The organism is Shewanella decolorationis (assembly GCF_004354305.1).
In the GTDB taxonomy this organism is placed as follows: Bacteria; Pseudomonadota; Gammaproteobacteria; order Enterobacterales; family Shewanellaceae; genus Shewanella; species Shewanella decolorationis.
In genome coordinates, this window is sequence record NZ_CP037898.1 from 2,019,032 (window position 1) to 2,037,919 (window position 18,888).

Genomic DNA, 18,888 nt, shown 5'->3' on the forward strand with positions numbered 1-18,888 from the left:
ATTTTATGCGAAACGATGGCGTTAGTTATTCATCGCTTTGGGCTCGAAAATGCCGTGCGTGACGCTGCTCATCAAGGCTTGCGATAATACGATGGTAGTTATTAAAGCGATCTTCGCTAATTTTACCCGCATCGACAGCGGCTTTTAAGGCACAGCCAGGGTCATCGCCATGCTTACAATCGCGGAATTTGCAGCCACCTAAAAAGTCTCTAAATTCGATAAAACACCAACCGACACGTTGGGCGGGTAAGTGCCAGAGGGCAAATTCGCGCACGCCGGGGGAATCAATTAAATCACCACCGCTGGGTAAATGCAGCAACTTAGCGGTCGTGGTAGTGTGTTGCCCCAGCCCTGAGTTGTCGGAGACATCGCCCACCAGTAACTCGGCTTCGGGCAGTAAGGCATTGACCAGTGAAGATTTACCTACACCGGACTGGCCGGCAAATACGCTCACTTTATCTTTCAGCAGGGCTTTAATGGTATCTAAGCCTTCGCCTAACTTACTGCTGACCTTGTATACGGGATATCCAATGGCTTCGTAGCGCTTTAAGGCGGCTTCAATGGCGGGGGCTTCTTCTGGTGTTAGCAGATCGATTTTATTCAAAATAATGATCGGCGGAATATCCGTGTCTTCGGCTGCCACTAGATAGCGGTCGATAATCTGGGTGGTAAAGCTAGGCAATACCGAAGACACAATCAAAATTTGGTCGATATTCGAGGCGATAATTTTCACGCCATCGTATAAGTCGGGGCGCGAGAGGGAAGAGCGTCTTGGGTGTACCGCTTCAACAATGCCGGCAATACCACTGTTGGCTTGGGTTTCAATGGCGAGGCGTACAATCACTTTATCGCCAGTAACTAAGCTCTTAATGGTGCGGCGAATGTTGCAGCGCACGATTTGGCTATCTTCGGTTTCAATATCGGCATGTTGGCCAAAGCGGGATATCACGGTTCCGCTTTGTTCTGGGCCGAGTGAGCTATCCTGTAACTCAGGCGCATTTTTATCACCATTGTCACGATTGAGGCGTTTCTCGTGATTGGCGCGCATACGGCGTAATTGGCCTTGGCTTAGGGGTTTCTTTTTACTCACTGATTTGTCTTCGTCAATTAGATGATTTTTTGTGTCTGAAAAAAGCAGTATGATACACGCTCTTGAATAAAAAAGCCTGAATTTAGGCTAACTGACATGATAAGGCTGAATTATGGCGGCGGACGCGAATAATCTCATTTGGATCGATCTCGAAATGACAGGGTTAGAACCCGATGTCGATAGAGTCATTGAAATTGCTACCTTAGTAACAGACCAAGAGCTCAATATTATCGGTCAGGGGCCTGTGATTGCTATTCATCAATCGGATGATGTGCTGGCGGCCATGGATGATTGGAACCAAAAACACCACGGTGAATCGGGTCTAATCGATAGAGTGCGTGCTAGCCAAGTGAATGAAGCACAAGCGGTTGCACAAACCATCGCATTTTTAGAGCAATATGTGCCTAAGGGCGCTTCGCCTATGTGTGGTAACAGCGTGGGTCAGGACCGTCGCTTCTTAAATCGTTATATGCGTGAACTGGAGGACTACTTCCATTACCGCAACCTAGACGTGAGCACGGTAAAAGAGTTAGTGAAGCGTTGGAGCCCTGAAACTATGGCGGGTTTCAAAAAGCAAAATACCCATCAAGCACTGCAAGATATCCAAGAGTCGATCGCGGAATTACAGTATTACCGCAGCAAAGTATTTAAAATTTGACCGATCAGCAGATAAATCTGCAAGAAGGGGTTGCAGCCGCATAAATTTTTCATATAATGCGGCCTCAGCTTTTTGATGCGGGCATGGTTGTCTAGTCAAATAAGTAAAGGCGACATTAGCACAGTTGATAAAGGTTAGGAGACGATACCTTTGTGAATGTTGAAGGCAAATGTGGCATCGATACAAAAGGCGACATTAGCTCAGTTGGTAGAGCGATACCTTGCCAAGGTATAGGTCATCGGTTCGAACCCGATATGTCGCTCCAAATACAAATTTAGTGATTCACCAAGTCATTAAATAAGAAATTATGCGACATTAGCTCAGTTGATAAAGGTTAATAGACGATACCTTTGTGAATGTTGAAAGCGGATGTGACAGCGATAATTATGCGACATTAGCTCAGTTGGTAGAGCGATACCTTGCCAAGGTATAGGTCATCGGTTCGAACCCGATATGTCGCTCCAATTTCAGACGGTTACAGTCTTAAAACGTAAATGCGACATTAGCTCAGTTGGTAGAGCGATACCTTGCCAAGGTATAGGTCATCGGTTCGAACCCGATATGTCGCTCCAAATACAAATTTAGTGATTCACCAAGTCATTAAATACAAAATTATGCGACATTAGCTCAGTTGGTAGAGCGATACCTTGCCAAGGTATAGGTCATCGGTTCGAACCCGATATGTCGCTCCAATTTTTCTCGTAAGCCTCCCCATAAAATCTTCTCCATTTCAAACTTATATATCACAACTTACGTAGTGCTACTTTGCTCTTTTGTATGCTTGGCATGTTTGTTCCGTTCTTGATTGTTCCAAGCACTTTTTTAGCACTTTCATCACTTTAATTTATTAATCTTTGTTTTCGCGGTTATTTTTAATGCTAATGCGGTTAAGAGCAGGCAGGATTTGCCTGCTCTGCGGCTGTAGTTGATGATGTTTTCTATTTTGTAAAAAATAAAACAGCAAGGTTAATGCGTGATCTGCGCCTTGTTTCTTCAAGATTTCCTAAATTAGATGGCGTTGCGAAAGTTAAATTATGACCTTGTTCAAATATTCGTAACGCTTTTACTTACATAATGAATCCAGACAAAGTTAATAGCGCCAAGTAGTTGGCTTAACACTGGAGTGCATTGTATGCGTATTCAACAATTACGTGATTTACTTGAGTATGTGGCGAATTGCCGCTTAGATATGGCGCAACTCTATGGCCGACTGAACAATCAGGCCGATTCTGCCCGCGTGAAGATGATGCTGGAATATTTTGAGTCTCATCAAAAACATGTGGCTGAAAAATTGCGTGATTATATGGATGAGGCGCCCGTTAGAGTATTAGATACTTGGTATAAAGACTTTGTATTTGAAGACTTTACTAAGCGCTGCCAAGACACTATGTTGCCTGCCAATATGACTGAAGATGATGTGCTGAATTTGCACCTCGATTTAGAAAATCGACTGATTGGCTTATTAGAGAAAACCGTTAACTCAACCACAGCCGAAGATGCCCGCACCGCACTTGAGGGACTGATTCGGGTAGAGAAAACCCAGCAGCAACGTCTGGTGCATAGCACGATTCGGATGGATGATATCTAATTCGATGCCGAATGACCTCTCAAAGCCAGCGCAATGCTGGCTTTGTTGTTTTTGCCGGATGAGTATTATTCACTTTGGACGCTTTTTGCATGGCAACTGATTTACGTCATAATTTTACGGCGCGGTTTTTGTTATTTTCTTGATCTCATTGGTTGATTTAACCATTCAATACTTCGTTCTCACCGATAAAGTGGCGTATTCGGTGAGCAGTCCTTTTGATTAGTTGTCGCGCAGGAGATCCTCTATGGCACAAGATTTATCGAGTTTACCCACGGCGCTTTATACGCAGCAGCAGGTGAGAGCCGCTGAATTGCTTGCTGTTTCAGAAGGTGAAACCACTTTATATCAATTAGTTGAACGTGCAGGTCGGGCGGCATTCGAGTGCTTTACTCAACAGCGTGAACGGCATCCTCAGCTTGAAGAAATGCCTTTACTAGTACTGGCGGGTAGCGGCAATAATGGCGCCGATGCGCTCGTTTGCGCGCGCCTAGCCTTAGAAGCAGGGCATCAGGTCAAGGTTTATTTGCTCAAGACCCAAGGCTCTGCAGAGTTCGAGCAAGCACTTTCTGCCTATCTAAACCAGGGCGGTGTTATTGATTCCCCTAATATCGAAGCGATACAGCAGGCACCAATCATTATCGATGGTCTGCTGGGCACAGGCGTACAGGGCGCTGTGCGTGAGGAATTAGCCGCACTAATTCGTGCGATCAATCAGAGTGAAGCTTGGGTACTGAGTTTAGATCTGCCCTCGGGAATTGTTGCCGACACTGGCGTTGCTGCTCATATCGCCGTGATGGCGGATGTCACTCTATGCTTTGGTGGATTAAAACAGGGACTTTTGACCAGCAAGGCGAGGCACCACTGCGGCCATTTGGCTTTTGCCGATCTGGGATTAACGCCTTTCTTCGATGCTGAGAGTGCAATGCGAGTCGGCGGTGAAATGTTAAAAAGCCATTTTGCCGCAAGAGCACGGGACAGCCACAAGGGGCAATCGGGCAAGGTAACGCTGATCGGTGGTGATTTTGGTATGGCTGGAGCCATTCGCCTCGCCAGTGAAGCCTGCTTACGTGCGGGTGCCGGATTGGTGACTGTGATCAGCAGGCCTGAACATCAACTGACAGTAAACGTCTCGCGCCCCGAATTGATGTTTTGGGGCTGTGAGCTGGTCGATATGGAGGTCTATCTGCGCCTAGGTTGGGCGCAGGTGGTGGTACTTGGTCCGGGGTTAGGAAAACACGACTGGGGTTATAACTTGTTTAAAGCCGCGGGCTTAAGCGATAAACCCTGTGTGCTCGATGCCGATGCTCTAAATCTATTGAGTCAAGAACCGCGCAGGCAAACTAACTGGGTACTCACGCCCCATCCTGGGGAAGCTGCGCGGCTTTTGGGGTGTAATGTCGCCGACATTGAGCAGGATAGATTCGCTGCCGTGCGTGCTCTGCAGCAAAAATATGGTGGCGTGGTGCTGCTCAAAGGTGCGGGTACTGTCATTTTTGATGGAAAACAGATGGTCGTTGCACCTGTTGGTAATCCGGGGCTTGCGAGTGGTGGGTGCGGCGATGTGTTATCTGGTATTATAGGCGCACTTATGGCTCAAGGAATGGATAACATGCAGGCGACCGTTGTTGGAGTTGTCGTTCATGGCTGCGCGGCCGATTTGGCTGCAGTGCAGGGTGAGCGGGGCATGTTAGCCAGTGATTTGATGCCTTTTATTCGCCAATTAGTAAATAGTGATTTACTCTAGGCGCTGTAAAACTTAAGCGCAAGACACTCCCGCGCTTAAGTTGCCTCCTCCATCCATAACAGCAGTGATAAAAGCGGAAATGACAGAGTTAACCTTTCAATTAAATAACGAAGACGAGACTATTGCGGTTGGGCAAAAATTGGCCCGCCATATTCAAGCGCCTTTGACTCTGTATTTGACGGGGGATTTAGGGGCGGGTAAAACCACTCTGAGCCGCGGGTTAATCCAAGGATTAGGGCATAAAGGAGCGGTAAAGAGCCCAACCTACACTTTAGTTGAACCTTATGAGCTAGACGGTGTCGAAGTTTATCATTTTGATTTGTATCGTTTAAACGATCCTGAAGAACTCGAGTTCATGGGGATCCGTGATTACTTTACCGATAGGAGCCTGTGCATCGTGGAATGGCCCGACAAAGGTCATGGACTCTTGCCCGATGCTGATATTCACTTGCATTTAAATTATGTTAACCAAGGACGTGAAATCCAAATTCGAGCCTTAACAGAATCAGGTAAAAAGCTATTAGCCGCAATAAAATAAAAACAAAGATGACTAAAAATAAGCATTACTTTCAGACTATTACTCTTTTTCTGTGCGCTTTTTTTGCTGTAGCAGCCCACGCGGCTAACCAGCTTGAGGGCGTGCGTATTTGGGCTGCTCCCGAGTCGACCCGTGTGGTGTTCGATTTGAGCGAAGCGCCTAATTACACTTATTTTTCCCTCGATGGACCCAATCGTTTAGTGGTCGACCTTAAAAAGGCGTCGACAAAACTGAGCCTGAAAAATATCGATAACAACAGCAAATTGGTTAAGGGGGTTCGCGTCAGCAAATCACCTACTAAAGGTGATTTACGTTTGGTGATCGATTTGGTTAAGCCATTAAATGCTAACCTGTTTTCCCTTCCGGAGACGGCGCCCTATGGTAATCGTTTGGTGGTGGATCTTGAGGATAAAACCTTAACGACAGCGACAGCGGTGGTGAGCTCAACTCCCGTTAAAACGGTTACTCAATCGGCGCAATCCTCCCGTGATATTGTGGTAGCTATTGATGCGGGCCATGGTGGTGACGATCCTGGTTCTATTGGCCCTTCAGGTGTTTACGAGAAAAAAGTCGCGCTAGAGATAGCCAAAAGAGTGGCCAGTAAGATCAACGATACGCCGGGTATGCGCGCTGTGATGATCCGTACCGGCGATTACTTTGTGAATTTGAACAAGCGCTCTGAGCTCGCCCGTAACAGTAAGGCCGATTTACTGATTTCTATCCACGCCGATGCTTTTACCTCGCCTAACCCCAGAGGCGCATCAGTGTGGGTTCTGTCGATGCGTCGGGCTAACAGTGAAATTGGTCGTTGGTTAGAGCAAAAGGAGAAACACTCAGAACTTTTGGGTGGTGCCGGGGAAATTATCCAAAATACTGATAATGAACAGTACCTTGCAATGACTCTGCTCGACATGTCCATGAACAGTTCCATGGCCATAGGCCACTCTGTTGCTGGGGATATTCTTAAGGATTTAGGAGCGGTCACTGAGTTGCATAAGAGTCGCCCTGAGTCTGCGAGCCTTGCGGTATTAAAATCCCCCGATATTCCTTCCATTTTGGTGGAGACAGGATTTATCTCGAATCCGAAGGAAGAAAGATTACTTAATAGCAGCCGCCATCAGGAAAGTATCGCAACCGCCATCCATAAGGGCGTTAGCCGTTATTTCCACAATAACCCGCCGGCCGATACCTTGCTCGCGAAGCGTAATAGCGGTGGCACTACGGCCAGCTCGAGCCCGAAATCCTCCTCGGGAAATATTAAGCACAAGGTGAGCCGCGGCGAGTCACTTTCGGCGATTGCTCAGCGTTATCAAGTGCCTATGGCTAGCATTAAGCGCGCCAATGGTATGAAGACGGATGTGGTACAACTCGGGCAAACACTCGTTATTCCTGAGAGTTAATAGGATGAAGTCTATGGGGATCCAGATCCTTCCACCGCAATTAGCTAACCAAATCGCCGCTGGTGAAGTGGTCGAACGGCCAGCTTCCGTGGTGAAGGAACTTGTCGAGAACAGCCTAGATGCTGGGGCGACGCGTATCAATATCGAAATCGATAAGGGCGGCAGCAAGCTGATTAAGATCCGCGACAATGGTTCGGGGATCCCAAAGGATGAGCTGGCCTTGGCTTTATCGCGCCATGCTACCTCGAAATTGCATTCCCTTGACGACCTTGAAGCGATTCTTAGTTTTGGTTTTCGTGGTGAGGCATTGGCGAGTATCAGTTCGGTATCCCGCTTAACCTTGACCTCGCGAACGGCCGAGCAAACGGAAGCGTGGAAGGCTTATGTCGAAGGCGTCGATATGGCGGTTAAAGTCATGCCGGCCGCGCATCCTGTTGGTTCAACTATCGAAGTTGTCGATCTGTTTTTTAATACGCCCGCCCGCAGACGTTTTCTTAAAAGCGATAAAACCGAATTTACCCATATCGATGAATGGCTAAAACGGATTGCATTAGTGCGCGGGGATATCCACTTTACCTTGACTCACAATGGGAAAACCGTACGTAACTATCGGCCCGCGTTAAATGAACCGCAGTATTTGCAGCGATTGACTCAGGTTGCTGGACGCCAATTTGCCGATGAGGCGTTGCGGGTCGAATGCCAACATGATGACCTGCGTTTAAGTGGTTATTTACAGTCCCCTTGGTCAACGGTGTTAACCGACACCCATTATTTTTATGTGAATGGCCGCTTAGTGCGCGACCGTTTAGTCAATCATGCGGTGCGCCAAGCATTTGCCCAAAAAGCCGAGGTCGAACAGCCTGGTTATGTGTTGATGCTGGATATCGATCCCCATCAGGTGGATGTGAACGTGCATCCGGCGAAACACGAAGTGCGCTTTCATCAGAGCCGCTATGTGCATGATTATATTCTGCAAGCACTGCAATCGGCGCTTGAAGAAGCGGGTGAGCTGGGTCTTGAGCGTCCTTTTGAGTCGAGTTCGCCACAGGTTAAGGATGAGATTTCTCTCTCTGAATCTGGGACGCAGACACAAACTGAGTATCTTGCCTTCGAGCTGCAATCGCCTGAATCTAAAACTCATTCAACTTGGGATGAAGCTTCACGTGCGGATACTTCTCGTGCCGAGATGTCATGGGAAAGCCGGGTCGATTCGCCGCTAGGTGAGCGTACTCGGGATAATGCCAGCGCGCGTCCGTATTCTGGCGTGCAAAGCAATGCCTACGGCAGTATGGCCGTTCCGCGGGAGTCACGCAGTGGTTCGGCTGGGGAAAGTCGTGCCCGAGCGGAGCTTCCTTCTAAGGCGGCTATCGCCAGTTACGGCGAATTATTGCAGACGCCATCCTACAGCGTGCAGGACAAGCCGTATCAACCCGTGCTTGCAATGCCCGCCATACTCAATGGTCAATATTGGGTGTTGGCGCAAGGGCAAAACTTGAGTCTATTGCCGATTCAATCTGTGGCGTTAGCGACCCGTAGCCATGAGATAGAAACAAAGCTGGCAACCGGCTTGATAGGTCAGCCATTATTGATGCCAGTATCGATTGCCGCCGATACCGATTGGCCGGCATTACTCGAAGAACATGAAACACTTATCCGGCAATTAGGATTAGAGCTAACAATTCGCTATCAGCAGTTGATAATTAAAAAAGTGCCCCCATATCTCAGGGATAGCCAGTTAGCGAAGGTGATCCCCGAGTGGTTGCAATCGCTACGTTTTGAAGCGCCAGCACCTAATGCATTGGCTGTGTGGCTGGCAGAGCAGAGTTTGACTGGATTTACCTCGGCACCGGATATTTGGGCGGCCTATTGCCAGTTAACTGAAGAGAAAAGACATCAAATTGCCAATAAAGCAGTATCCTTACCTTGGCAATCGTGGCTAGAAGAGCAAGCAATTGAATAAAGAATTACAGCCAAAAGTGGTTTTTTTGATGGGACCAACGGCGTCCGGAAAAACCGCTTTAGCACTCGAATTAGCCGAAAAGCATAATTGCGAGATTATCTCGGTTGATTCAGCATTGATCTATCGCGGCATGGACATTGGCAGTGCTAAGCCCTCTGCCGAGGAATTAGCGCGAGGTCCGCATCGACTGATCGACATCCGCGATCCGGTAGAGAGCTACTCCGCCGCCGATTTTAGGGCCGATGCGCTGCGCGAGATTGAACAGATTATTAGCATGGGCAAGACCCCGGTATTAGTGGGTGGGACCATGATGTACTTTAAGGCGCTTTTAGAAGGATTATCGCCGCTACCGAGTGCCGATGAGGCGATTCGGGCCGATATTCAAGCCGAAGCGGACACAAACGGATGGGAAGCACTGCACGAGCAATTAAGGGAGATAGATCCCGTATCGGCAGAAAGAATTCATCCTAATGATCCACAAAGGCTTTCAAGAGCGATAGAAGTATATAGAATAAGCGGTAAGAGTCTGACCGAGTTAACTCAAACCAAGTCGGCTCCTTTACCCTATGATGTGGTGCAATTTGCCATTGCGCCCCGTGAGCGCAAAGTGCTGCATGAGTTAATCGGGCAGCGTTTTCGGATAATGTTAGAGCAAGGTTTTATTGATGAAGTCGCCCAGCTGAAAGCGAGAGGTGACCTACATTTAGATTTGCCCTCAATGCGTTGCGTGGGATATCGACAATGTTGGCAGTATCTCGATGGTGAATTTGACTATGATACTATGGTCGAAAAAGCCGTTGCCGCTACTAGGCAATTAGCTAAGCGTCAATTAACATGGTTGCGTAGTTGGCCAGAGTTGAATTGGCTTGAAAGTGGTGCTGAGGGGAATTTAGTTACACTTATGCGTCAATGCCGCTAGCTTATTAGCCCTTGCTGTATAATACTAAAACTAAACAAAAAACTTCACTGATAACGATTTATTTTTATATAAATTAAAAAGGAAATAATAAAATGGCTAAGGGGCAATCTTTACAAGACCCATTTTTGAACGCACTACGCCGCGAGCGCGTTCCTGTATCAATTTACTTGGTAAACGGCATTAAACTCCAAGGACAGGTAGAGTCGTTTGATCAGTTTGTCATTCTGTTGAAAAACACAGTGAGCCAAATGGTTTACAAACACGCTATTTCTACCGTAGTACCTGCTCGTCCATTTAACGTTGCTGGCCATCAAAATGCCCAGGGCGGTTATGGCGCGCAAGACGATATGCCAAGTGGCGAATAAGTTTTAATTGAGGAGTTTGCTTCTTGTTTGATCGTTATGAGGCGGGAGAAACAGCGGTTCTTGTCCATATCGACTTTTCCGATGAGGAACGCCGGGAAGACTTAGTCGAGTTACAGCTATTAGTCGAGTCAGCTGGAGCACGCTCAGTCGGGGTCATTACTGGAAGTCGACGCTCACCAGACCGTAAGTTTTTTATTGGTTCTGGTAAAGCCGAGGAGTTAGCTGCATTAGTAGCTGCGACCGAGGCGAATGTGGTTATTTTCAATCACGCCTTGAGTCCTGCTCAAGAGCGAAACCTTGAACAGGTGTGTCAGTGCCGTGTATTGGACCGAACCACGCTGATCTTGGATATTTTCGCTCAACGTGCTCGGACCCATGAAGGTAAGTTACAGGTGGAGCTAGCGCAATTGCGCCACATGTCGACGCGTCTTGTGCGTGGTTGGACTCACCTTGAGCGCCAAAAAGGCGGTATCGGTTTACGTGGCCCGGGTGAAACCCAGCTCGAAACCGATAGACGTTTGCTCAGGGGCCGTATTAAAAATATCAATAAACGCTTAGAGCGTGTTGATAAACAACGTGAGCAGAGTCGCCGCGCCCGTAAGCGTAGTGACATGCCAACAGTCTCATTAGTGGGTTATACCAACGCGGGCAAGTCAACGCTGTTTAATGCCTTAACCTCATCTGATGTTTATGCAGCCGACCAGCTATTTGCCACACTCGACCCCACATTGAGAAAGTTAGATCTGCCCGACGGTGCCGTGATTTTAGCTGACACTGTAGGTTTTATTCGCCATTTACCACACGATCTGGTTGCCGCGTTCAAGGCAACATTGCAGGAAACGCGTCAAGCGGATTTATTGCTGCATATTGTTGATTGTGCTGATGAAAATATGGCGGATAACTTCGAGCAGGTACAAAACGTGCTTGAAGATATCGATGCTGCCGAGGTGATGCAGTTGGTCGTCTGTAATAAAATCGACCTGCTTGAGGATGTCACGCCGCGCATCGAATACGATGAACACGGTAAGCCTGTGCGCGTCTGGCTTTCGGCACAAAAACGTTTGGGATTTGATCTGCTCCTGAAGGCGATCACCGAGTTGATTGGTGAAGTTATTCATGAGTTTACACTTAAGATTCCGGCAACTGCTGGACATTATCTTGGCCAGTTTTATCGACTGGATGCGATACAGCAGAAAGAGTACGACGATCTGGGGAACTGTATTTTGTCTGTTCGTTTATCGGATGCCGATTGGCGCCGATTAGCTAAACAGAGTCAGGGTGAGTTAGAAACCTTTATCTTCGATCCGTCGACAGAAAAGGCTGTTTGTTAATAATCTAATTTATTTCATCCACTTATGGAGTGCTAAATGGCTTGGAACGAGCCCGGTAACAAGGGTAATGATCCTTGGGGAAATAAAGGTGGTAACGACAAAGGACCACCAGACCTTGATGAGGTTTTTCGTAATCTTTCAAAACGCTTTGGCGGCAAAGGCAATGGCTCATCAGGCCAGAGCTTTAGTTCGTTCAGCTTAATCATCATTCTTGCCATCGCTTTTGTTGTTTGGGGACTCTCGGGTTTTTACACCATTAAAGAAGCTGAGCGTGGTGTTGCGCTGCGTTTTGGTCAGCACATTGGTGAGGTGGGACCTGGTCTGCATTGGAAGGCTACGTTTATCGACCAGATTTATCCCGTTGATGTGCAGTCTGTTCGCTCCATTCCTGCTTCTGGCAGCATGTTGACCTCAGATGAAAACGTCGTGAAGGTCGAGTTGGACGTACAGTATCGCATTTTAGATGCGTACTCTTATCTGTTCAGTGCCGTTGATGCGAATGCCAGCTTACGTGAAGCCACAGACAGTGCGCTGCGTTATGTTATCGGCCACAACAAGATGGACGATATTCTGACCACTGGTCGTGATGCGATTCGTCGCGATACTTGGAAAGAACTCGAGCGCATCATTGAGCCGTACAAATTAGGCTTAGCCATTGTTGACGTTAACTTTTTGCCAGCGCGTCCGCCTGAAGAAGTGAAAGATGCTTTCGACGATGCGATTGCGGCGCAAGAAGACGAACAACGCTTTATCCGTGAAGCCGAAGCTTATGCCCGTGAAGTTGAGCCTAAAGCGCGCGGTGAAGTTGAGCGTATGGCGCAACAAGCGAATGCTTATAAAGAGCGTGAAATTCTTGAGGCTCGCGGTAAAGTGGCTCGTTTCGAGTTACTGTTACCTGAGTACCAAGCGGCACCTGAAGTCACCCGTAAGCGTTTGTATCTCGATGCAATGCAGCAGGTGATGACAGATACCAACAAGGTACTGATCGACGCGAAGAACAATGGCAATTTAATGTATTTGCCTTTAGACAAGTTAATGAAAGAGAAGCCTGTGACTACGCCAGAGGTTGAGCATAAGGCTCAGCAGAACGTCAATTCTTCATCTATGTCAACGACTCGCATTAGTGAGCCTTTGAGTGGACGCCCTTCTCGCGAGGACCGTGCTCGCCAAGGGAGGGAGTAATCCATGGGTAGATTAAGTATTGTTCTGATTGCCATCGTATTAGGCATAGGTTTGTCATCTGTGATGGTCGTTAATGAAGGCGAGCGTGCGATTGTGGCGCGTTTCGGTGAAATCGTAAAAGATAAAGTTGACGGCAAACCAGTGACCCGCGTTTTCGGCCCTGGCATACACTTTAAAGTGCCTGTTATCGATAAGGTGAAGTTACTCGATGCGCGTATCCAAACCTTAGATGGTGCAGCGGATCGTTTCGTCACCTCTGAGAAAAAAGATTTGATGGTCGACTCCTATGTGAAGTGGCGTATTTTCGACTTCGAAAAATACTACCTCTCCACTAACGGTGGTATTAAGTCGAATGCTGAGACCTTACTACAACGTAAGATCAACAACGATTTACGTACCGAGTTTGGTCGCCGCACTATCAAGGAAATTGTTTCTGGTAAACGCGATGAGCTGCAAAATGATGCGTTAGAAAACGCCTCTGAAAGTGCAAAAGACTTAGGTATTGAAGTGGTTGACGTGCGTGTGAAGCAAATCAACCTACCCGCAAACGTGAGTAACAGTATTTACCAACGTATGCGTGCCGAGCGTCAAGCCGTTGCTAAAGAGCATAGAGCACAGGGTAAAGAGCAGTCTGAAATTATCCGTGCAACCATTGATGCCAACGTGACTGTGAAGATAGCCGAAGCCGAGCGTAAAGCCTTAACCATCCGCGGTGAAGGTGATGCGCAAGCCGCGAAGATTTATTCTGATGCTTACAGTAAAGATCCTGAGTTTTTCAGCTTCTTACGTAGCTTAGATGCTTACCGTGCGAGTTTCTCTGGTAACTCTGACGTCATGGTATTAGAACCAGATAGCGAGTTTTTCAAATATATGAAGAGCACTTCACCTAAGAAGTAAGCAATCAATAGTGTGTTGAAATGGGTCCTGACAACAGGGCCCATTTTTTTATCTGCTGGAAAATGTAAAGTGACAAAATGGGAGCTGGAGTTATATTAGCGATGCATGGATTATGCCGACCTCACAGTCCGTTTGCTCAAAAAGTATATCAAAACGATTAAAATCGCTTAATTGTTGTGCTTTTTTTGTCCATTTTTTAAAAAACACGCAATCTCCCTAACTTAGTTGAGTGTTTTCACTATGATCTGCTTCTAATTTTTAGCTATAATGAGCCCCGCTTCAAACTTCGATTTTTGCCCATGGTGATAACTAGGTGGCAGAAAGTCTTTGAAAAACAAAAATTCCAACACCCTCTGGGAGATAAGTGGATGAGCAATGCGCCAGTCGATACCGGACGTCGCAGATTCCTGACAGCCGCAACCGCCGTAGTAGGTGGTGCTGGTGCCGTCGCTGTAGCGGTTCCTTTCATCAAGTCATGGAATCCGAGTGCCAAGGCGAAAGCTGCAGGTGCGCCGGTAGAAGTAAATATCAGTAAAATTGAGCCAGGTCAGCTGATCCGTGTTGAATGGCGTGGTAAACCTGTATGGGTTGTCCGTCGCACAGAAGCAGTGATTAATGAACTGCCAACACACGACGATAAGCTAAGAGATCCAGCGTCTGCAGAAATGCAACAACCTGAATATGCAACAAATCCTCTGCGTTCTATTAAGCCAGAGTATTTTATTGCCGTCGGTATTTGTACCCACCTAGGATGTTCACCAACTTATTTACCAGATTCATTTGGTGAGCAAGTTCAAGGCGTGACTTCTGGTTTCTTCTGTCCATGTCATGGTTCTAAGTTCGATATGGCGGGCCGCGTATTCCAAGGCGTTCCAGCTCCATTGAACCTAGTTATCCCTCCACATCAATACGTTGATGATGGCACCGTTATCATCGGTGTAGATAAAGGAGTGGCGTAATGGTTAAGAATTTAATTAATTGGATCGATGCGCGTATCCCAATGACGGCGACTTATAACCGTCACGTGGGTCAGTATGCGACGCCAACTAACTTTAACTTCTGGTACTTCTTCGGTTCATTAGCCATGTTGGTATTGGTTAACCAATTACTGACGGGTATCTGGTTGACCATGAACTATGTACCAACAGCAGAAGGTGCGTTCGCCTCTGTTGAATACATCATGCGTGACGTAGAGTACGGCTGGTTATTGCGTTATATGCACTCAACTGGTGCGTCTGCATTCTTCGTGGTGATCTACTTACATATGTTCCGTGGTCTAATTTACGGTTCATATCAAAAGCCTAGAGAACTGCTGTGGCTATTCGGTATGTTGATTTTCCTCGTGCTGATGGCTGAAGCATTTATGGGTTACTTGCTGCCATGGGGACAAATGTCTTACTGGGGCGCGCAGGTAATTATTTCTCTGTTCGGTGCTATCCCTGTTATCGGTGATGACTTAACCCTGTGGATCCGTGGTGACTACGTGATCTCTGGTGCGACACTGAACCGTTTCTTCGCTCTGCACGTTATCGCACTGCCATTAGTGTTAGTGGTTTTAGTGTTCTTGCACTTAATCGCTCTGCACGAAGTGGGTTCAAACAACCCAGATGGTATCGAAATCAAGAAGAACAAAGACGAGAATGGCTGGCCAGTCGATGGTATTCCATTCCACCCATACTACACAGTTAAAGACATTATGGGCGTTGCGGGCTTCCTGATCGTGTTCTGTTACGTACTGTTCTTCATCCCTGAAGGCGGCGGTTACTTCCTTGAGAAGCCAAACTTTGAAGCGGCTAACCCAATGAAGACACCAGAGCACATTGCGCCTGTATGGTACTTCACTCCGTTCTACGCCATCTTACGTGCTGTTCCCGATAAATTGGGTGGTGTGGTAATGATGGGTCTGTCGATTGCAGTACTATTCGTATTGCCTTGGTTAGACCGTTGTAAAGTGAAGTCAATTCGCTACCGTAGCACGCTGCACAAGTTGAACATTGCTCAGTTCGCTGTATCGTTCATCGTCTTAGGTTACTTAGGCGCTGTACCTGCAACACCAGAGCTGACTATTGTTGCACGTATCTTCACTGTGACGTATTTCGGCTACTTCTTATTGCTGTGGTTATACAGCAAAAATGAGAAAACTAAGCCTGTTCCAGCGAGGTTGACACACTAATGAAAAAATTACTGATTGCATTAGTTACATTGATCCCGACGCTGGCGATGGCCGCGAGTGGACACAATGTACATTTAGAAAAAGCCAATGTTGATCTGCATGATAAGGCTTCTTTAGAGCGTGGTCTGGACATATTCCAACACTATTGCTCTGGTTGTCACAGCACTCAGTATCAACGCTATGAACGTGTGGCGAATGATCTCGGTATTTCTGCCGATGATATGCGTAGCAAGTACATGTTTACCGATGCCAAAATCGGTGAGCTGATGCAAAACGCAATACCACATAAAGATGCGGCTAAGTGGTTCGGTGCAACACCACCAGACTTAACCTTAGTCGCACGTGTTCGTGGCGAAGATTGGGTGTATTCATACCTCAAAGGCTTCTACAAAGACCCAAGCCGTCCATTCGGCGTAAACAACACTGTCTTCCCATCAGTGGGTATGCCACACGTTCTTGAAGAACTGCAAGGCACACCTGTTAAGCAAGAAGATGGCACTATTGTGGTCTCTGGTGGTAAGTTAAATGCAGAAGAGTACGACCAAGCAGTACGTGATATCACTGGCTTCTTAGTCTATTCGGCTGAACCTGTTAAGTTAGAGCGTCAAGCTTTAGGTTGGTGGGTACTTGGATTCCTGTTTATCTTCTTTATTGTGGCCTACCTCTTGAAGAAAGAGTACTGGAAAGATGTACACTAGGCACCAATAACGGGTAAAATATAGTATCCGCATAGTGTAAACGGGGGGCTTTGCCCCTCGTTTACTTTTGTTTTATTTCGACTCTGGAGGGTATCAATGGCTGTTGCTGCCAACAAACGCTCTGTCATGACACTGTTTTCAGGTGCTGATGATCTGTATAGCCATCAAGTGCGTATCGTGTTAGCTGAGAAAGGGGTTACTGTTGATGTTTTACAGGTCGACCCTAATGAAATGCCTGAAGATTTACTTGAAGTAAATCCTTATAACTCAGTGCCAACCTTGTTAGATCGTGAACTCGTTCTGTATGAATCACGTATCATCATGGAATACTTGGATGAGCGTTTCCCTCATCCACCTTTGATGCCTGTTTACCCAGTATCTCGCGGCCAAAGCCGTTTGATGATGCACCGCATCGATACTGACTGGTACTCACTCGTTGACCGTATTCGCAAAGGCGATCGCGCTGAAGCGGCCCGTAAAGAACTGACTGAAAGTTTACTTTCAATCGCGCCAGTATTTGGTGAAATGCCTTACTTTATGAGCGAAGAATTCGGTTTAGCGGATTGCTACCTCGGCCCATTATTATGGCGTTTACCTGTATTAGGTATCGAGTTAGACAGCCGCGTAGCGAAAGACATCAAAGCTTACATGACACGTATTTTCGAGCGTGAATCATTTAAAGCTTCGTTGACTGAAGCTGAACGCGAAATGCGCATGGGAATGTAATGAAAGCGTTGACTCCAAATCGTCCTTATTTACTCAGGGCTTACTACGATTGGTTGATGGACAACCAATTAACGCCTCACGTTGTCGTGGATGCCTTTGTGAAAGGCACCCAAGTACCACAGCAGTACGTGAAGGATGGCCAGATCGTATTAAATATCGCGGCCAGCGCGGTGGGCAATTTGCAAATTGGTAATGAATTTGTGGAGTTCAATGCGCGTTTCGGTGGTGTACCTCAACAGGTATTATTGCCAATGGCCTCGATTGTGGCCATTTACGCCCGTGAAAATGGCGCAGGGACTGTCTTCGATATTGAAGATGCATACTTGGTCGAAGAGGAAGCTGAATCGACCTTGTCAGTTATCGAGACAAACGAGAAGCCAACCGAACCAACGGATGAGCCGCCGAAGCGTCGCAGTCATTTAACCCTAGTTAAATAGGTTACTTGCACCCTGTTCTATACTCTTGAAAGCCAGTCTATCGACTGGCTTTTTTATTGGATAAAGGTTTAATCCGCGCAAAGGCCTGTGGTAGCATTTGCGCCGCATTTCAGCCGTGGAATGCATCGACTTACCATTTGAGCCAATGGATTTTGTATGTTGCTAATGATCGACAATTACGACTCTTTCACCTTTAACTTAGTGCAGTATTTTCAGCAGTTAGGGCAAGAGATCGTGGTTAAACGCAATGATGAAATCAGCTTAGCGGAAATCGAGGCTCTGGCACCGAGCCATTTAGTCATATCTCCAGGCCCCTGTTCGCCCAATGAGGCGGGGATTTCCCTCGCGGCGATTGAGCATTTTGCCGATCGTTTACCTATCCTCGGTGTGTGTTTAGGGCATCAAGCCATGGCGCAGGTGTTTGGTGCTAGGGTTGTGCGAGCGCAGCGAGTCATGCATGGCAAAGTCAGTGCGATTACTCATACTGGCGAGCGCCTGTTTAAAGGCTTAAATCAGCCATTGACTGTAACTCGCTACCATTCACTGCTGGTCGATGCTGTCCCTGAGGGATTTGTGCTGGACGCTTGGTTTGACGACCCAACCCATGGCCGCGAAATCATGGCCATGAGCCATAAGCAGCTGCCACTCTTTGGCGTGCAATTTCACCCCGAATCAATTTTGACCGAGCAAGGCCATGAATTGTTAGCAAATTTCTTGTCGCAATTGGTTTAGATTAAATCCAAAAGATCTATTCAGCTCTAGGGTGTGTTGACGTTTCAGGGGTGTTTTTGCAGCAATTTGGTGGGCGTTTATGCAAGGCAAAGTCCGTGTAGTGTAGTTATTCTACATAAACGGACGATAACGCGGCAGAAACGTCCGCCAAATGCTGCCCGAAGGGTTCGTCTGGCAAGCCCTTGAGCTTACTTCCGGTCATAAGAGCAGCTCGTCATTTGAGTCAAATAACGACACTTCATTCCTCGTTTCCCGAGCATGAGCTTGCCAGAACGAACAAAATTCAATCTCGAAACGTCAACACGCCCTAAGCTTTGTTACAAGATTTCTCCTCCTTTTAAGCAAATATGTCGCCCAAGTGTGATATAACTGCCGCAAAACGACGCTTGCCCACTCGCCTTGGAGTCTACTCCAGAGTGTTGCTAGGGCTGCGATAACAATAAAAGGAAG

18 protein-coding genes and 4 tRNA genes are annotated in these 18,888 nt (G+C 47.1%); 21 read left to right on the plus strand and 1 reads right to left on the minus strand.

Features of this window, described 5'->3' with window-relative positions:
• Positions 1 to 25 precede the first annotated feature (25 nt).
• Positions 26 to 1,090, minus strand: coding sequence for a small ribosomal subunit biogenesis GTPase RsgA (gene rsgA, locus EYR25_RS09255; protein WP_133179555.1), 1,065 nt, complete (start codon positions 1,088 to 1,090; stop codon positions 26 to 28).
• Between the two features lie 112 nt (positions 1,091 to 1,202).
• On the opposite strand from rsgA, the gene orn reads away from it, so the two are divergent.
• The 21 genes from orn (at position 1,203) to EYR25_RS09360 (ending at position 18,438) form a co-directional block, all read left to right on the plus strand.
• Positions 1,203 to 1,748, plus strand: coding sequence for an oligoribonuclease (gene orn / locus EYR25_RS09260; protein ID WP_086902935.1), 546 nt, complete (start codon positions 1,203 to 1,205; stop codon positions 1,746 to 1,748).
• A 189-nt stretch (positions 1,749 to 1,937) separates the two neighbouring features.
• Positions 1,938 to 2,013 (plus strand) — tRNA-Gly (locus tag EYR25_RS09265).
• Between the two features lie 123 nt (positions 2,014 to 2,136).
• Positions 2,137 to 2,212: transfer RNA gene (locus EYR25_RS09270), tRNA-Gly, on the plus strand.
• A 32-nt stretch (positions 2,213 to 2,244) separates the two neighbouring features.
• Positions 2,245 to 2,320, plus strand: a tRNA-Gly gene (locus EYR25_RS09275).
• Positions 2,321 to 2,364: 44 nt separating this feature from the next.
• Positions 2,365 to 2,440, plus strand: a tRNA-Gly gene (locus EYR25_RS09280).
• Between the two features lie 440 nt (positions 2,441 to 2,880).
• Positions 2,881 to 3,336: a ferritin family protein gene (locus EYR25_RS09285; protein WP_011621393.1), complete on the plus strand. Its 456-nt coding sequence runs from the start codon at positions 2,881 to 2,883 to the stop codon at positions 3,334 to 3,336.
• A gap of 244 nt (positions 3,337 to 3,580) precedes the next feature.
• Positions 3,581 to 5,080 (plus strand): NAD(P)H-hydrate dehydratase, encoded by a 1,500-nt coding sequence (locus EYR25_RS09290; protein WP_133179557.1) that lies wholly within the window; start codon positions 3,581 to 3,583, stop codon positions 5,078 to 5,080.
• Positions 5,081 to 5,159: 79 nt separating this feature from the next.
• Positions 5,160 to 5,618 (plus strand): tRNA (adenosine(37)-N6)-threonylcarbamoyltransferase complex ATPase subunit type 1 TsaE, encoded by a 459-nt coding sequence (tsaE, locus tag EYR25_RS09295; RefSeq protein ID WP_133179559.1) that lies wholly within the window; start codon positions 5,160 to 5,162, stop codon positions 5,616 to 5,618.
• An 8-nt stretch (positions 5,619 to 5,626) separates the two neighbouring features.
• Positions 5,627 to 7,018, plus strand: coding sequence for an N-acetylmuramoyl-L-alanine amidase (locus EYR25_RS09300; protein ID WP_133179561.1), 1,392 nt, complete (start codon positions 5,627 to 5,629; stop codon positions 7,016 to 7,018).
• A 13-nt stretch (positions 7,019 to 7,031) separates the two neighbouring features.
• Positions 7,032 to 8,978 carry a DNA mismatch repair endonuclease MutL gene (gene mutL, locus EYR25_RS09305; RefSeq protein ID WP_133179563.1) on the plus strand — a complete coding sequence of 649 codons (1,947 nt, stop codon included), beginning with the start codon at positions 7,032 to 7,034 and terminating at the stop codon, positions 8,976 to 8,978.
• The gene (gene miaA / locus EYR25_RS09310; RefSeq protein WP_133179566.1) at positions 8,971 to 9,897 is read left to right on the plus strand and encodes a tRNA (adenosine(37)-N6)-dimethylallyltransferase MiaA; all 927 of its coding nucleotides are present in this window, start codon (positions 8,971 to 8,973) and stop codon (positions 9,895 to 9,897) included. The genes mutL and miaA overlap by 8 nt, the downstream gene beginning before the upstream one ends.
• Before the next feature lie 92 nt (positions 9,898 to 9,989).
• On the plus strand, positions 9,990 to 10,262 hold the full coding sequence (gene hfq / locus EYR25_RS09315; RefSeq protein ID WP_011070934.1) for an RNA chaperone Hfq: 273 nt from the start codon (positions 9,990 to 9,992) through the stop codon (positions 10,260 to 10,262).
• Positions 10,263 to 10,285: 23 nt separating this feature from the next.
• Positions 10,286 to 11,593 (plus strand): ribosome rescue GTPase HflX, encoded by a 1,308-nt coding sequence (gene hflX / locus EYR25_RS09320; protein ID WP_011715789.1) that lies wholly within the window; start codon positions 10,286 to 10,288, stop codon positions 11,591 to 11,593.
• 36 nt (positions 11,594 to 11,629) lie between these two features.
• A complete protein-coding gene (hflK, locus tag EYR25_RS09325) occupies positions 11,630 to 12,775 on the plus strand; it encodes an FtsH protease activity modulator HflK (protein ID WP_133179568.1) in 1,146 nt (381 codons plus the stop codon).
• 3 nt (positions 12,776 to 12,778) lie between these two features.
• Positions 12,779 to 13,672 (plus strand): protease modulator HflC, encoded by an 894-nt coding sequence (gene hflC / locus EYR25_RS09330; RefSeq protein ID WP_023268786.1) that lies wholly within the window; start codon positions 12,779 to 12,781, stop codon positions 13,670 to 13,672.
• A gap of 368 nt (positions 13,673 to 14,040) precedes the next feature.
• Positions 14,041 to 14,631: a ubiquinol-cytochrome c reductase iron-sulfur subunit gene (gene petA, locus EYR25_RS09335; RefSeq protein WP_011715792.1), complete on the plus strand. Its 591-nt coding sequence runs from the start codon at positions 14,041 to 14,043 to the stop codon at positions 14,629 to 14,631.
• Positions 14,631 to 15,845, plus strand: a complete 1,215-nt coding sequence (locus EYR25_RS09340) for a cytochrome b (protein WP_011715793.1) — start codon at positions 14,631 to 14,633, stop codon at positions 15,843 to 15,845. Before petA ends, EYR25_RS09340 begins: the two co-directional genes overlap by 1 nt.
• Positions 15,845 to 16,543, plus strand: coding sequence for a cytochrome c1 (locus tag EYR25_RS09345; RefSeq protein WP_133179570.1), 699 nt, complete (start codon positions 15,845 to 15,847; stop codon positions 16,541 to 16,543). The genes EYR25_RS09340 and EYR25_RS09345 overlap by 1 nt, the downstream gene beginning before the upstream one ends.
• Positions 16,544 to 16,639: 96 nt before the next feature.
• The gene (gene sspA, locus EYR25_RS09350) at positions 16,640 to 17,269 is read left to right on the plus strand and encodes a stringent starvation protein SspA (RefSeq protein ID WP_011715795.1); all 630 of its coding nucleotides are present in this window, start codon (positions 16,640 to 16,642) and stop codon (positions 17,267 to 17,269) included.
• Entirely contained in the window at positions 17,269 to 17,706 is a 438-nt protein-coding gene (locus EYR25_RS09355; RefSeq protein ID WP_011715796.1) for a ClpXP protease specificity-enhancing factor, read from the plus strand. The genes sspA and EYR25_RS09355 overlap by 1 nt, the downstream gene beginning before the upstream one ends.
• A 156-nt stretch (positions 17,707 to 17,862) precedes the next feature.
• The gene (locus EYR25_RS09360) at positions 17,863 to 18,438 is read left to right on the plus strand and encodes an anthranilate synthase component II (protein ID WP_133179572.1); all 576 of its coding nucleotides are present in this window, start codon (positions 17,863 to 17,865) and stop codon (positions 18,436 to 18,438) included.
• Positions 18,439 to 18,888 lie beyond the last annotated feature (450 nt).